General features: G+C 64.6%; 12 protein-coding genes. 6 read left to right on the top strand and 6 right to left on the bottom strand.

All coding sequences use genetic code 11. The features are described from left to right. Positions 1-2: 2 nt before the first annotated feature. From KUF59_RS28450 to KUF59_RS28425, 6 genes are all read right to left on the bottom strand, one after another. A complete protein-coding gene (locus tag KUF59_RS28450; protein ID WP_212455509.1) occupies positions 3-2,219 on the bottom strand; it encodes an ABC transporter permease in 2,217 nt (738 codons plus the stop codon). After that, a complete protein-coding gene (locus KUF59_RS28445) occupies positions 2,212-2,994 on the bottom strand; it encodes an ABC transporter ATP-binding protein (RefSeq protein WP_212455508.1) in 783 nt (260 codons plus the stop codon). Before KUF59_RS28445 ends, KUF59_RS28450 begins: the two co-directional genes overlap by 8 nt. Next, positions 2,987-4,072, bottom strand: a complete 1,086-nt coding sequence (locus tag KUF59_RS28440) for a branched-chain amino acid ABC transporter permease (protein ID WP_212455507.1) — start codon at positions 4,070-4,072, stop codon at positions 2,987-2,989. The genes KUF59_RS28445 and KUF59_RS28440 overlap by 8 nt, the downstream gene beginning before the upstream one ends. Before the next feature lies 1 nt (position 4,073). Continuing rightward, positions 4,074-5,084 carry a branched-chain amino acid ABC transporter permease gene (locus KUF59_RS28435; protein ID WP_212455506.1) on the bottom strand — a complete coding sequence of 337 codons (1,011 nt, stop codon included), beginning with the start codon at positions 5,082-5,084 and terminating at the stop codon, positions 4,074-4,076. A gap of 188 nt (positions 5,085-5,272) precedes the next feature. Beyond that, positions 5,273-6,100, bottom strand: a complete 828-nt coding sequence (locus KUF59_RS28430; protein WP_212455505.1) for an AraC family transcriptional regulator — start codon at positions 6,098-6,100, stop codon at positions 5,273-5,275. A 123-nt stretch (positions 6,101-6,223) separates the two neighbouring features. Next, the gene (locus tag KUF59_RS28425) at positions 6,224-7,474 is read right to left on the bottom strand and encodes an ABC transporter substrate-binding protein (protein ID WP_212455504.1); all 1,251 of its coding nucleotides are present in this window, start codon (positions 7,472-7,474) and stop codon (positions 6,224-6,226) included. Positions 7,475-7,799: 325 nt separating this feature from the next. Here KUF59_RS28425 and KUF59_RS28420 point away from each other — a divergent pair, with 325 nt between their 5' ends. From KUF59_RS28420 to chvE, 6 genes are all read left to right on the top strand, one after another. Further along, positions 7,800-8,981: a fumarylacetoacetate hydrolase family protein gene (locus KUF59_RS28420; RefSeq protein WP_212455503.1), complete on the top strand. Its 1,182-nt coding sequence runs from the start codon at positions 7,800-7,802 to the stop codon at positions 8,979-8,981. A 323-nt stretch (positions 8,982-9,304) separates the two neighbouring features. Next, positions 9,305-10,066 (top strand): FadR/GntR family transcriptional regulator, encoded by a 762-nt coding sequence (locus KUF59_RS28415; protein ID WP_212455502.1) that lies wholly within the window; start codon positions 9,305-9,307, stop codon positions 10,064-10,066. Then, positions 10,063-10,989: a Gfo/Idh/MocA family protein gene (locus KUF59_RS28410; RefSeq protein ID WP_212455501.1), complete on the top strand. Its 927-nt coding sequence runs from the start codon at positions 10,063-10,065 to the stop codon at positions 10,987-10,989. Before KUF59_RS28415 ends, KUF59_RS28410 begins: the two co-directional genes overlap by 4 nt. Before the next feature lie 2 nt (positions 10,990-10,991). Further along, complete coding sequence (locus tag KUF59_RS28405) at positions 10,992-12,065, top strand: aldose epimerase family protein (protein WP_258767257.1); 1,074 nt, start codon at positions 10,992-10,994, stop codon at positions 12,063-12,065. Further along, a complete protein-coding gene (locus tag KUF59_RS28400; protein WP_212455499.1) occupies positions 12,062-12,943 on the top strand; it encodes an SMP-30/gluconolactonase/LRE family protein in 882 nt (293 codons plus the stop codon). Before KUF59_RS28405 ends, KUF59_RS28400 begins: the two co-directional genes overlap by 4 nt. Positions 12,944-13,017: 74 nt before the next feature. Then, positions 13,018-14,091: a multiple monosaccharide ABC transporter substrate-binding protein gene (gene chvE / locus KUF59_RS28395; protein ID WP_212455498.1), complete on the top strand. Its 1,074-nt coding sequence runs from the start codon at positions 13,018-13,020 to the stop codon at positions 14,089-14,091. Positions 14,092-14,294 lie beyond the last annotated feature (203 nt).

The following is a 14,294-nucleotide window of genomic DNA, read 5'->3' as shown; positions in this document are numbered from 1 at the left end:
GGTCACCTCGCTAGTCTTCTGCGCGCCCCGGTGCGGCCGAACAATGTTCGGAACGCACTGACAATGGTGGCGGCGAACTCGGGATCGTTGATGTTCTTCCTGACGCGGATGAGCTGACGATTTCTGGTCTGCCGCACCGTGCGCTCGATCGCACGGAACAGCGCCGCGTCGGCCTCGGGATCCCAGAACGATTGGCCTGCTGCATCGAGGGCAGACACGCCGCCCTCGGGCAGGAAGAAGCGCACGGGACCATCCATCTGGTTGAGTTTTTCGCCGATCCAGCGGCCCATCCGCTCATTCTCGTCCGCCGTGGTCCGCATCAGCGTGACCTGCGGATTGTGGACGTGGAATTTGCGCCCGCGATAGCGCTCCGGGACAGTGTCGGGCGCGCCGAAGTTGACCATGTCCAGCGCGCCGGCGGAGCCGACATAGGGGATGCGGCTGCGGATGACGGCGCCAAAACGGTCCTCGGTCGCGGGGAACACGCCGCCCATCAGGAGATCGCAGATCTCCGTCGTGGTGAGATCGATCACCCCGGCGAGCTGGCCAGAATCGACGAGCTTTTCCATGGAGCGGCCACCGACGCCGGTGGCGTGGAAGACGAGACATTCAAAGTCGTCGCGCAGGTCTGCCGCGATCTTCTGAACGGCCGGCGTCGTCACGCCGAACATGGTGATGCCGATCGAGGGCAGGGCGGCGCCTGCGACGCGCTCCTGGGCCTCGCGCTGGTCGAGACGTGCTTTCACCATGCCGACCAGCGCATTGGCTCCGTTCGCCAGCACCGCGCGCGAGATCGAGTTGAGGCCCTGCACGTCGGTGACCGAGTACATCATGGTGATGTCGGCGGCACCGACATAGGGACCGACATCGCCGGATGCGACCGACGAGATGATCAGTTTTGGAACACCGACTGGAAGCGTGCGCATGCCCGGTGCGGCCAGCGAGGCTGCACCCGAGCCGCCGGCCGAGATGGCGCCGGCGATGTTTCCCTGGCGTCGCATCCAGTTGGCAAAGGCATCCGCCATCGCGGTCACGGCCACGCCGCGGTCGGGGCCGAACACGGCCGAGCCGCCGCGGCCGCGGTTGAGCGCGATTTCCTGTGCCGAGACATCGCAGGTGGAGTGCTTGCCGCTGGTCGAGACGTCGACGAGCCGCGTCCGCAAGCCACTTCCCGCGATGATGTCGCGGATGAAGCGGAGTTCGGTGCCCTTGGTGTCGAGCGTGCCGACGACGAGGACGACCGGCGGTCCCGAGGTTTGTGCTGCGACCGGCTCGCGCTTGCGCCGCCCAGTCTCGTCGAGGCGGGCGACTTGCGTCGAAAGCGTACGCGCGGCGGCCTCGATGCGCGCGATCGGCACCGGCTGCGACCAGCGCGTCGGCGGCGTTGGGTTCGAGATGTAGATGCGGATTGGGCCGGCCGGGCGCGGGGCCTGCGGCGCGGTCTTTGCCTCGGCGCCTGCCGGCGCGGTATCGACGTCGGGTTCGAGCTCCGCATGCAAGCCGACGCCGAGCAGGCGTTGTTGCAAGTCCCGGTCGGCGGCGAGCCGCACGGAGTCGATGATGCGGTTGATGCGGCCGTTGACCATGATCGCGACGTTGCGCGAGACGGCGGTGGCGACGCCGATGTTCTGCTCGATGACGAGTACGGCCATGTCGCCGTCCTCGCCGAGCCGCAGCAGCATCTCCTCGACCTGGGCGACGATGACCGGCGCGAGGCCCTCGGTCGGCTCATCCATGATCAGGAGTTGCGGATTGGTCAGCAGCGCACGCGAAATCGCGAGCATCTGCTGCTCGCCGCCGGAGAGCTGGCCGCCGCCGTTATCCTTGCGCTCGGCAAGCCGGGGAAACGTGTCGTAGATGCGCTCGACGGTCCAGGCGCCGCGTCGGAGGCCGGCGGCGAGCTGTAGATGCTCGTCGACGCTGAGCGAGCGCCACAGGCGGCGTCCCTGCGGTACGTAGCCGACGCCGAGCCGCGCGATGTGGGCCGGCGGTCGCCGCGTGATGTCCTCGCCGCGGATGCGCACCGAGCCGCCGCTGACCGGGACCAGTCCCATGATGGCCTTGCAAAGCGTGGTTTTCCCCATGCCGTTGCGGCCGACCACGGAAAACACGCCGGCCTCCAGCGTCAGGTCGACGCCCTGCAGCGCATGCGAATGGCCGTAATAGACGTCGAGGCCTTTCACTTCGAGCGCAGGAGCTCCGCGGCGGACCTCATTCATGGCCGCCTCCGAGATAAAGCTCCTGGACCTCGGGGTCGGACTGAATCTCCTGTGGCAGGCCTTCCTTGAAGATGCGGCCGTTGTGCATCATCGTGACGCTCTCGACGACGCGTAAGGCCACGTCCATGTCGTGCTCGATGATGATGTAGCCGATGTGCGCGGGCAGCGACGTCAAAATCTCGATCAGCTCGAGCCGCTCGGCTGGCGAGAGGCCTGCAGCCGGCTCGTCGAACAGCACGAAGCGCGGCGCGCCGGCGAGCGCGAGCGCAATCTCGAGCTGGCGCTGCTGGCCATGCGCGAGCTCGGCAACGCGCTGATCCTTCACGGCTGAGAGATGTACGGCCTGGACGAGATTGTCGGCCGCATGCATCAGCGCGTCGTTCTGGCCGGGACGCAGGAACGAGAAGCGTCCACGCGAGACGCCGCGGCAGGCGAGATAGACATTGTCCTGCACGGTGAGGCCGGGGAACAGCGCGGAGATCTGATAGGTGCGGCGCAAGCCGCGCCGGATGCGCTCATAGGGCGGGAAGCGGGTGATGTCTTCGCCGAAGAAGCGGATCGTACCCGATGTGGGCGGGAAGTCGCCGGTGATGCAGTTGAACAGCGTGGTCTTGCCGGCACCGTTCGAGCCCAGCACCGCGCGCCGCTCGCCCGGGCGGACGGTGATGGTGACGTCGGTGAGCGCGGCGAGTGCACCGAACAGCCGCGTGACGCCGCGAAGCTCGAGCGCCGCGCCGGCGCCGATGGCGGAGAGGCGGTGCGCGACGCTATCCATGACCGTGCCCTCCGCGCTGGGGCGACGTGGTGGATCGCTTGCCCTGGCGCCAGCGCTGCCAAAGTCCGATGACGCCGTCCGACGACCAGAACACGATGGCGAGGAAGCCGAGTCCGATGATCAGCCGGAAGCGGTTGCCGTCGAGCCCGATCTTGACCAGGAAGTCGAGCGCGAAGGTGCGCAGCAGCACGAAGATCAGCGCGCCGATATAGGGGCCGATCGGGCGCGTGATGCCGCCGACAATGGCGATGATCAGGATATCGATGCAGGCGCCGACGCTGACCGAACCCGGTGAAATCTGCCGGTAATTCCAGACCTGGAGCACGCCGGCGAGTGCTGCGATGAAGGAGGCAACAGCGTAGGCCGCGACCCGATGCGCATTGACGTTGAAGCCGAGCGCGGCCATGCGGCGCGGATTGTCACGCACGCCTTGCAAGGCGAGCCCGAACGGCGCGCGGGAGATGTAGGTGACGGCGAAGTAGCACAGCGCAGCAGTGCCGAGCACGATATAATAGAAGGGAATATCGGAACGCCAGTTGACGCCCCAGAAATGCGGGGTCGCAACGGTGTTGATGCCGGTGTGGCCACCGAAGATCGCCCAGTTCTGGTTGGTGAAATAGTAGAAGGCCGCGCCGATCGCGAGCGTGATCATGATGGTGTAGATGCCCTCGGTGCGTACCGCGAGCGTGCCGCCAAGCGTGCCGAAGATGGTTGCGAGCATCAGCGCCATAGGCGTTGCGAGCCACCACGGCCAGCCGAGGCTGATATTGGTGTTGGCGCTGACGCCGAAGACCGCGACCATATAGGCGGCAAAGCCCGCGATGGTGAGCTGCATCAGGCTGACCATGCCGCCATAGCCGGCGAGGAACATGAGGCTGAGTGCGATAGTCCCTAGGATCATCGTCGTTGCAAAGATTTCGATCAGGAAGAAGCCGTTGGCGATCAGCGGCATGATCACGAGGATGACGGCGACGATCCAGGCGGCCGGATTGTTGATCTCCGGCCATATCCGTTCGCTAGGACGCTGCGCTGTGGCGGGGGAGCGAAGCTGAACGCGGGCATCGTGGGTGACGGACATGTCAGCGCCTCGCCAACAGGCCCTGCGGCCGCACCGCCAGCACCAGCACCATGATCAGGAAGGTGACGACGATGGCGTAGGTCGGGATGTAGACGGAACCGAGCTGCTCGGCCAATCCGATGATCAGTGCACCAAGCGCGGCACCAGGGATCGAGCCCATGCCGCCGACGATGACAACGACGAGGGAGGCGAGCAGGAACCTTATGTCTTCGCCGGGTGACAGCGACTGGAAGGTACCACCGACGACGCCGGCAATGCCGGCAAGTCCGGCGCCCAAGGCAAAGACCAGCACGAAGACGAGCTGGATGCGCACACCGGTCGCAGCGAGAATGTCGCGGTCGTCGACACCGGCGCGGATGATCATGCCGATGCGGGTGCGGTTGAGCGCAAGCCACATCGCGACACCGATCACGACGGACGCGATGAAGATCACGAGCCGCACCAGCGGATACCTGAGATAGACCGGTTCGCCGGACGACTTCACTGCCGTGATCAGCGGCAGATCGATCGGGCCGATCAGCCAGCTCGGCGTCTGGATCTGGTAGAAATCGCCGCCGCAGGCCCAGAGCATCAGATCGGCAAAGACGATCGAGAGGCCGATCGTGACCATCGTTTGCCGAAGATCCTGTCCCTCCATGCGGCGGAACACGATCACTTGCAGGAGCACGCCGACCAGCGCGGTCAGGATGAAGGCGATGATGAAGGAGAGGATCCAGGAGCCGGTCGAAGCGCTGATGGCGTAGCCGATATAGCCGCCGAACAGATAGAGCGAGCCGTGCGCGAGATTGACGTTGCGCATCAGACCGAAGATCAGCGTAAAGCCGCTCGCGACCAGGAAGTAGAGGCCACCCAGCGTGATGCCGTTGAAGACGGCGTTGAGGAAGACGCGCTTGCGGCCGATCGCCTCTTCGAGCCCGGGCGGCCACACCGCAAAGATCAGCCAGAGCAGGATCGCGATCGCGATGATGACGATCAGCGCCCATGCCGGATGGCGTTCGATAAAACGGGTCATGGCTTCTGCTCTCCCCGCAAGCAGGGCGAGGGAGCAATCAGGTCAGACAGCCTTGCGACGGCTGCAGGCCTTGCCATGGACGTGCGTCCTCCCTGGATTTGCGATCCTGGTTTCGGGATCGCGTTCCGCACATCCTATCGAGGCTCCAAGGCCGGTGTTTGATTGTCAGTATCTTTTCGCGCGCTGCGTCAGGCGCGCAAGACCTTGGCCGCGCGACGATAATCGGTCGGAGCCATGCCGACATTGGCGGCGAAGAAGCGGGTGAAACCACTCTGCGAGGAGAAGCCGAGATCGAAGCCGATGTCGGCGATCGGCGCTTCGCTGGCAACCAGCGCTTCCAGCGCCTGTTCCATGATCAGGGTGTTGAGATAGAGGTGTGGCGTGACGCCGGTCTGGGTGCGGAACAGCCGGTAGAAATGCGGCCGCGACAGGCCGGATTCACGCGCGATGGTGTCGAGCTCCATCTCCGCGCCCGGACTTTCCGACATCAGCTTGATGCATTTGCGCACGCGGAAGTCGGTGACGGCGCCGCCGGCGCGCGGATCGCGGGCGATCTCGGACTGCTGCCAGCTTTCGTCGTAGCAGATGTCGATCAGCCGCCGCAGCTCGGAATCCAGACTGGAGAGCGAGGGAGCACCGCACACCAGTGCGGCCGTCCGGCGGATATGCTTGTCGAGTGCGACGGTGCGCTTGAACTGGGTACGGCCGAAGCGGAGGCGATCGGCGCCGGGCGCGTCGGGAGCGAACCATTCCGAATTGACGTAGAGCACGAAGAAGATCGCGCCGCCTTCGAGATCGGAGGGCAGGAAGTTGTGCGGTTCCCACGGATTGACCGCGACCACGGAGCCTTCGTTCAGCTCATGTCGCCCGTCATTGACGTCAATGCAAGCGGGCACGCCGCCGACATGGAAGATCAGATGACCTTCGCGATGCGCGTGGATGTTGAAAGGGCGGTTCAACTGATAAACCGTCGCCCGACCGAACCGGCCATGGAAGACGGCGAGCGCCCGGCTCATGCCTTCCCTCCCAAAGTTCTGTTATTTTCCCGACAACGTCGAACAACCGGGGAGAGATTGCAAGGGCGGAAGTCTCCGCGCATGCAAATCGCTCCCCGGCTGTTCAGTTACGAACGTGATGCGTCAGTACTTCTTACATTCGGGTACTGTACGGCTTGGCAAGCCGATCTTGGCGAATACCGCCGGATCGTAGCCGAGCGTCTGGTTCACGTTCGGAATGACCTTGACGACCTTGCTGAACAGAGCCCCCTTGCCGTCGTCGACGACTTCGGTGACGAAGTTGGTGCCGATCGCCTGGCGGTTGGAGTCGAGCTTGATCTTGCCGTTCGGCGCGTCGATCTCGAGTTTTGCCAGCGCGTCCTTGAACTTCGACTGGTTGTTGCTGAGGTCGCCGTTGACCGCGCGCAAGCCGAGGATCAGCGCCATCGTCGAGCCGTAATAGTTGGTCGCGAGCAGCGACGGGCTCGGGAAGCGCTTGTTCGGCGGGAAGGCGTCCTGATAGGCCTTCACGAACTTCTGCCAACCCGGATCCTCCCAGGTGTCGGCCTGGCCGCTCGCCGCGATCGTGCCGATCAGCGCGTTCTTGGCGTTACCCTTGGATGACAGGATGGTCTGGTCGATCATGATCGAGCCGCCCATCAGGTGCGCCTTGCCGCCGGCCTGCTGATACTGATTCAGGAAGTTGACGGCGTCCGCGCCGCCAAGGCCGAGATAGATCGCGTCGACATCGTCGGGCAGCGCCGCGATGACCGAGGCAAAGTCCTTGGTGCCGAGCGGCACCCATTGCCGGTTCGTCACCTGTCCGCCGGCGCCGCAGAATTCGAGCACGAGGCCGAACACCTGGGTGTAGATGAAGGAATAGTCTTCGCCGACGGTCGCGATCTTGCGATACTTCTTTTCGTCGTAGGCGTATTTGCCGAGGCCCACCTGCCACTGGGCGCCGTCCATGTTGTAGCGGAAGAAATTCGGCGCAGGATCGACATAGGTCGTTTCCTGGGCGCCGGAGGCCGCGTTGATGAAGGTCAACTCGGGATGGGTTTTTGCAAAGTTCTTCACCGCGATGCCTTCGTCGCCGGATAGCGGCGACAGCAGGATCTGCACCTTGTCCTGCTCGATCAGCTTGCGCACGGCGCGGACGGCGGAGTCGGGCGTTGCGTCCGTGGACGCGATGACGAACTCGAGTTCCTTGTCGCCGATCTTCTTGCCGAGCACGTTGAGTGCAGTCTGGTGGCCGCGGATGCCGTCCTCGCCGAGCACGGTATAGGTGCCTTCGAGCGTCGCGGTGACGCCGACCTTGATCTTCTCCTGCGCGATAGCGGACCCTGCAAGAAACAGGCTGCTCAACGCGATAAGTCCTACACTGCCTTTCAACATTGCTCTCCTCCCTGTGTCGCACATTGTTCGCCGCGACCGCGCGGGCGCGGCCTTTTGGCGGCTCGCTCGCGAGGCACGGCTCTTGGAGAGGAGGCTAACCGAACTCGAATGCAGCGCACGCGTCGCAGGCCCGTGCGGCTTAACGGGCAGTCTCATTTTGAATGTTGCGTCGCAAATGGTTCCGCGGTGCAATAGGGTGTTGCGCGCGGCGTGGTCGAATTGCAGTTCTGCCAGTAGCGCTAGTCCTTCAAATGGTGTTCTTGGTGTCGCGGCGGCTAACGCCGCAATGATTGGCGATCACGAGACTGGAAAAAGGACCGATGCGATGAAGTCGGAAGCGGCACTGACGGCAAAAGAGCTTCTGCCCGAGGACGGGACGAAGGGGACATTGGCGGGGCGCGTCTGGTTGCCGCAGGCCAACGGTCCGGCCGTAGTCGCCGTGCGCGGCGACGGCGTGTTCGACGTCACCGCGCGGTTTCCGACCATCAGCGCGCTCTGCGAGGAGGACAATCCCGCAAAGGCGCTGGGCGAGACCAAGGGCGAGCGGATCGGCGATCTCGAGGCGATTGCGGCGAATACGCCGCCCGACCATCGCGACCGGCAAAAACCGTGGCTGCTCGCCCCGGTCGATCTTCAGACGCTGAAGGCGGCCGGCGTCACTTTTGCCGTCTCGATGCTGGAGCGGGTGATCGAGGAGAAGGCCAAGGGAAATCCGGCTTCAGCCGAGGCGATCCGGAAGGAAGTGACGCGGCTCATCGGCGACGATCTGTCAAAACTCAAGCCGGGCTCCGACCAGGCGATGCGACTGAAGCAGGTGCTGATCGAGCAGAACGCCTGGAGCCAGTATCTGGAGGTCGGCATCGGCCCCGACGCCGAGGTCTTCACCAAGGCGCCGACGATGTCCTCGGTCGGGACCGGCATGGACGCCGGGCTGCATCCGAAATCGACCTGGAACAATCCCGAGCCGGAGCTGGTGCTGTTCGTCTCCAGCCGCGGCAAAATCGTCGGCGGCGCGCTCGGCAATGATGTCAACCTGCGCGACTTCGAGGGACGCTCGGCGCTGCTGCTGTCGAAGGCCAAGGACAACAACGCCTCCTGCGCCATCGGCCCGCTGCTGCGCCTGTTCGACGACACGTTCACCCTCGACGACGCGCGCAAGCTCGACATCAGTCTCAACGTGAAGGGGCAGGACGGCTTCGTCCTCAACGGCAACTCCTCGATCAGCAAGATCAGCCGCGATCCGACCGACCTCGTCGCGCAGACCATTGGGACGGTGCATCAATATCCTGACGGCTTTGTCCTGTTCCTCGGCACCATGTTCGCGCCGGTCGAGGATCGCGACGCGCCGGGGCAGGGCTTCACCCACAAGCGCGATGACATCGTCACGATTTCGGCGCCTCAACTCGGCAAGCTGATCAACCGCATGCGCACCAGTGACGAATGCGAGCCATGGAGCTTCGGCATCGGTGCGCTGATGAAGAGCCTTGCGCAGCGGAAAGTCATCTAGCCGCGGGGCAAGCAAGGCGGCCGGCCGCATGGTCGGCCGGCCCGATCCCTGTCCTGCGAAACAACCCCATGCAAAGTAGAAAACGGCCCAAATGAGGGGAATCGCGAAATAGTCAGATAATATGACTAGTCGTCGCCGAAATTCCGTGAAATAGTGCGTCCGACTGCCCGAAGAGGCGGCTAGTAGGTGCCATGATACTGATTGGCGCCAAAGAAGATCCGGGAGACGCACCTCATGACCCAATATCCCTCGCGCCAGCCTACCGCCGCCTGACCCGTCCTGACAGCGATCAATTGCGCTTGCCGGAGGGGGAGAGCAGCACTATGGCCTCGCGTATCGTGGTCATTCCGACGCGGCGTGCGCATTCCAATCACGCCGAAGTCGCCCGATCAATCGGTATCGACATCATCGCCGGCCGCTATGCCGAAGGAACGCGGTTGCCGGGCGATACCGAATTGACCGCGATGTTCGGCGTCTCGCGGCCGGTGCTGCGCGAAAGCGTGAAGACGCTGGTCGCAAAGGGCCTGCTCTCGACCAAAGCCCGGGTCGGCACGGTGGTGCGCGAGCGCGTCGCCTGGAACATGTTCGACGCCGATGTGCTGGCCTGGCATCTCGATGCCGGCATCGACAAGCGCTTCCTTGACGACCTCGCCGAGATCCGGCTCGCGGTCGAGCCGCGCGCGGCCGCGCTCGCGGCCATGCAGCGCTCGGAGGAGGATATCGCGGAGCTCAGGCGCAGCATGGATCGGATGCGCAAGGAAGCCTCCGACTCCGCCGACTTCGCCGACGCCGACCTTGCGCTTCATGTTGGCGTGGCGCGCGCGTCAGGCAATCTTTTCATGCGCTCGATCGGCCACGTCATCGAGGCCGCCCTGCGGGCGTCGTTCCTGCTCAGCGCTCCCGTCGAGCCGGAAGACCGCGAGACCGTGCTGCTCTGGCATCAGAAGATCGTCGATGCCATCGCGGCCGGCGACACCGAAGCGGCGTTCCAAGCGATGGTGTTCGTCATTCACAACGGTATGAGCCGGCATGAGGGCACGATGATCGAAGCAGCCATGGCCGCAGACTCCGGAGATCCGTCGTGACCGAGCTTCGCATAGCCATCGTCGGTTTTGGCAAGATCGCGCGCGACCAGCATGTCGCGGCGATTGCTGCGACGCCGGGCGCCACGCTTGCGGCGATCGCGAGCCGCAACGCCTCGCTGCCGGACCTGCCGCATTTTGCGACCATCGAAGAACTCCTGAGCAAGGGCCCGCCGATCGACGCGGTTTCGCTGTGCACGCCGCCGCAGGTGCGCCGCGCGCAGGCAGCCAGCGCGCTCGCCGCCGGCAAGCATGTGATGCTGGAGAAGCCGCCCGGCGTCAGCGTCAGCGAGCTCGATCCGCTGATTGCGCAGGCCGAGCGTTCCAAGCGAACGCTGTTTGCGACCTGGCATTCGCGCTACGCGCCCGCGGTCGAGCCGGCGCGGGAGTGGCTTGCCGCGCGCCGCATTTCGTCCGTGCACATCAGCTGGAAAGAAGATGTCCGCGTCTGGCATCCCGGGCAAACCTGGATCTGGCAGCCGGGCGGGCTCGGCGTGTTCGACCCCGGCATCAACGCGCTCTCGATCCTGACCAGGATCATGCCGCGTCCGGTATTCGTCACGGCGGCGACGCTGTCATTTCCTTCCAATTGCGAGGCGCCGATCGCGGCGGACCTGACGCTGGCCGACGCGACCGGTTTGCCGATCACGGCCGAATTCGACTTCCGCCAGACCGGTCCGCAAAGCTGGGACGTCATTGTGGAGACCGACGGCGGCCGCATGACACTGTCCGGTGGCGGCAGGCGGATGGCGGTGGACGGCAAGGTCTTGTCCGAGGCACCGGACGCTGAGTATCGCGAGCTCTATCATCGTTTTGTCGAACTTGCGGCGACCGGTGCCGCCGACGTCGACCTTTCGCCGTTCCGTCTCGTCGCCGACGCCTTCATGCTCGGCAAGCGCACAATCGTCGAACCGTTCGTGGATTGATCATGGCCGAGCCGCGTATCGCAGGAGAGGTTTTCGGACGGCTGCCGGATGGCCGCGCCGTCCAGCGCGTGACCTTGCGCGGGCAGGGCGGCTTCGAGGCGCGCATCATCAATTTCGGCGCGGCTCTGCAGGCGCTGATCATGCCGGATGCGAAGGGCGGCTGCGAGGACGTCACGCTCGGCTATGACGAACTCGCCGGCTACGTCACGGAGCGAAAGTTCTTCGGCGCGACCGTCGGCCGCTACGCCAACCGCATCGCCAACGCGCAGTTCTCGCTGGACGGTGCAACGGTGCAGCTCGAGGCCAATAACGGACCGAATGCGCTGCATGGCGGACCGAACGGCTTTGATCGAAAGCTGTGGGACATTGCCGACATCGCCGATGGCGCAGAGCCCGCGGTCACGCTCAGCTATGTCAGCGCGCATGGCGAGGAGAACTATCCGGGCCGGCTGGAGGTGCGTCTCACCTACCGCGTCACCGGACCCGCCGAACTGTCGATGGAGTTCGTGGCGAGAGCCGACCGGTCGACGATCCTCAATTTGACCAATCACAGCTTCTTCAACCTGGAAGGTGCCACCTCCGGCCTCAACACGCTCGACCACCGGCTGACGCTGACATCAGATCATTTCCTGGCGATCGATCCCACCGCCATTCCGCTGCCGGGACCGCCGCACCCGGTTGCGGGTACGCCGTTCGATTTCCGGGTTGCGACGCCGGTCGGTGCGCGAATCCGCGACAGCCACGAGCAATTGCGCAACGGCAAGGGCTACGATCACAATTTCTGCTTCGCCCCCGACGGCGCCTTGAAGCTCGCGGCGCGGCTCGAGGCGCCGCGCTCGGGACGCGTGCTCGAGCTTCTGACCGATCAGCCGGGCTTGCAGGTCTATTCCGGCAACTATCTCGACGGCTCCGTGCTCGGCAAGGGCGGCAAGCTCTACCGCCAATCGGACGCGATCTGCCTCGAACCGCAGGTCTGGCCGAACTCACCGAACCGGCCGGACTTCCCGAGTCCGCTCCTCAAGCCCGACAGCGTCTATCGGCATCGCACGGTCTATCGCTTTGGAGTGCGGACATGATCGAGCAGGTGCCGACATCAGTCCTGTGCGACGAGCATTGCCATCTCGGCGAAGGGCCGACCTACGATCCGGCCACCGACACGGCGTGGTGGTTCGACATTCGCGAGGCAAAGCTGTTCGAGGCGCATCTCGGCAGCGGTGCGCTCCGGATCCACAATCTCGGCCGGATGGCGAGCGCGCTCGGCCGCATCGACGCCGAGCGCCAGTTGATCGTCGCGGAAGACGGCCTCTACATCCGCCGTATCGCCGATGGCGCGATGACGCTCTATCGTCCGCTCGAAGCCGACAATCCCCGCACGCGCTCCAACGATTCCCGCGTTCATCCCTCCGGCACGTTCTGGATCGGCACGATGGGAAAGAAGGCGGAGCCCCTGTCCGGTGCGATCTATGCGCTGCATCGTGGGGAGATCTCGACGCTGTATCCCGGCGTCACCATTCCGAATTCGATCTGCTTCTCGCCTGACGGTGCGACCGGCTACTTTGCCGACACCGGCCGCAACGAGCTCTTTAGCGTCGCGCTCGACCCTGCGACGGGATTGCCGCGCGGTGAGCCAAAACTGCTGGTACGCCACCGCGGCATCGGCGGCATCGACGGCTCCGTGGTCGATGCCGACGGCCTGATCTGGAATGCGCGCTGGGGCGGCGGCTGCGTCGACGTCTACAGCCCGCAAGGCGAGCTCCTGCGCTCGCTGCGCGTTCCCGCCTTGCAATCGAGCTGTCCGGCCTTTGTCGGGCCGGGTCTGTCGCATCTTCTCGTCACCTCGGCATGGCAGGATATGGACGAGGCGGCGCGCGCTGCCGATCCGCAAGCCGGCTGCACCTTTCTGTTGGAGGCTTCCGCGCACGGTCGCGCGGAACCCGACGTCAAGCTCGCATAGGAGACCTAAAGACAGAGCATCACACCGAGTTCTCACTGCAACGAAGCGTTCGTAAACCCTAAAGGGAGTGAAACATGACGAAACTAAAAGCGACTTTTCTCGCACTGGCATTCGCCGGCGCTGCCGCGCTCGCCTCATCCGGCGGCGCTTACGCGCAGGACAAGGGCACGGTCGGCATTTCCATGCCGACGAAGTCGTCCGCACGCTGGATCGACGACGGCAACAACATGGTCAAGGTGCTGAAGGAGCGCGGCTACGCCACCGACCTGCAATATGCCGAGGACGACATCCCGAACCAGCTCTCGCAGGTCGAGAACATGGTGACCAAGGGCGCCAAGGTGCTGGTGATCGCCGCGATCGACGGCACCACGCTGTCCGACGTGCTCAAGCAGGCCAAGGCCAAGGGCGTCACCGTGATCGCCTATGACCGCCTGATCCGCGGCACGCCGAACGTCGACTACTACGCGACCTTCGACAACTTCCAGGTCGGCGTGCTCCAGGCGGACTCGCTCGTGCAGGGGCTCGGCCTCAAGGATGGCAAGGGTCCGTTCAACATCGAGCTGTTCGGCGGCTCGCCCGACGACAACAACGCCTACTTCTTCTACAACGGCGCCATGAGCGTGCTGAAGCCCTACATCGACAGCGGCAAGCTCGTCGTCGCTTCGGGGCAGATGGGCATGGACAAGGTCGCGACGCTCCGCTGGGACGGCGCCACCGCGCAGGCCCGTATGGACAACCTGCTCAGCGCCTACTACGGCAACAAGAAGGTCAACGCCGTGCTGTCGCCCTATGACGGCCTCTCGATCGGCATCATCTCGTCGCTCAAGGGCGTCGGCTACGGCAGCGCCGGCCAGCCCATGCCCATCATCAGCGGCCAGGACGCGGAAGTGCCCTCGATCAAGGCGATGCTGCGCGGCGACCAGTACTCGACGATCTTCAAGGACACCCGCGACCTCGCCAAGGTGACCGCTGACATGGTCGACGCGGCACTGGCCGGCAAGCAGGTGACCGTCAACGACACCAAGACCTACGAGAACGGCGTCAAGACCGTGCCGTCCTTCCTGCTCAAGCCCGTTGTCGTCTACAAGGACAATTGGGAGAAGGTTTTGGTTGACAGCGGCTACTATAAGAAGGCGCAATTCCAGTAAGGCGCTGGTCTCCCTCTCCCCGTTCCTACGGGGAGAGGGCATCGGCGGCCTTCGGGCCGCCGTTCTAAAAGATCAGGGTGAGGGGAGTCCCCGCGGGGACGATGGGCATCACCCTCGCGGAGACTCCTCCTCACCCGATCGCTTCGCGATTACCTCTCCCCGCATCCGCCTCGCTGAAGCTTCAGCGGACAAGAGCGGGGCGA

It is taken from the genome of Bradyrhizobium arachidis (genome assembly GCF_024758505.1).
GTDB classification, from domain to species: Bacteria; Pseudomonadota; Alphaproteobacteria; order Rhizobiales; family Xanthobacteraceae; genus Bradyrhizobium; species Bradyrhizobium manausense_C.
The sequence above is the reverse complement of the archived record's forward strand: the minus strand, read 5'-3'. Positions and strand labels throughout refer to the sequence as shown.

Bases quoted from the DNA above. Each gene is read 5' to 3' on its own strand.
- KUF59_RS28425 (WP_212455504.1), bottom strand. From the start codon at position 7,474: ATGTTGAAAGGCAGTGTAGGACTTATCGCGTTGAGCAGCCTGTTTCTT.
- KUF59_RS28415 (WP_212455502.1), top strand. From the start codon at position 9,305: ATGGCCTCGCGTATCGTGGTCATTCCGACGCGGCGTGCGCATTCCAAT.
- KUF59_RS28420 (WP_212455503.1), top strand. From the start codon at position 7,800: ATGAAGTCGGAAGCGGCACTGACGGCAAAAGAGCTTCTGCCCGAGGAC.
- KUF59_RS28405 (WP_258767257.1), top strand. From the start codon at position 10,992: ATGGCCGAGCCGCGTATCGCAGGAGAGGTTTTCGGACGGCTGCCGGAT.
- KUF59_RS28445 (WP_212455508.1), bottom strand. From the start codon at position 2,994: ATGGATAGCGTCGCGCACCGCCTCTCCGCCATCGGCGCCGGCGCGGCG.
- KUF59_RS28440 (WP_212455507.1), bottom strand. From the start codon at position 4,072: ATGTCCGTCACCCACGATGCCCGCGTTCAGCTTCGCTCCCCCGCCACA.
- KUF59_RS28435 (WP_212455506.1), bottom strand. From the start codon at position 5,084: ATGACCCGTTTTATCGAACGCCATCCGGCATGGGCGCTGATCGTCATC.
- chvE (WP_212455498.1), top strand. From the start codon at position 13,018: ATGACGAAACTAAAAGCGACTTTTCTCGCACTGGCATTCGCCGGCGCT.
- KUF59_RS28400 (WP_212455499.1), top strand. From the start codon at position 12,062: ATGATCGAGCAGGTGCCGACATCAGTCCTGTGCGACGAGCATTGCCAT.
- KUF59_RS28450 (WP_212455509.1), bottom strand. From the start codon at position 2,219: ATGAATGAGGTCCGCCGCGGAGCTCCTGCGCTCGAAGTGAAAGGCCTC.
- KUF59_RS28430 (WP_212455505.1), bottom strand. From the start codon at position 6,100: ATGAGCCGGGCGCTCGCCGTCTTCCATGGCCGGTTCGGTCGGGCGACG.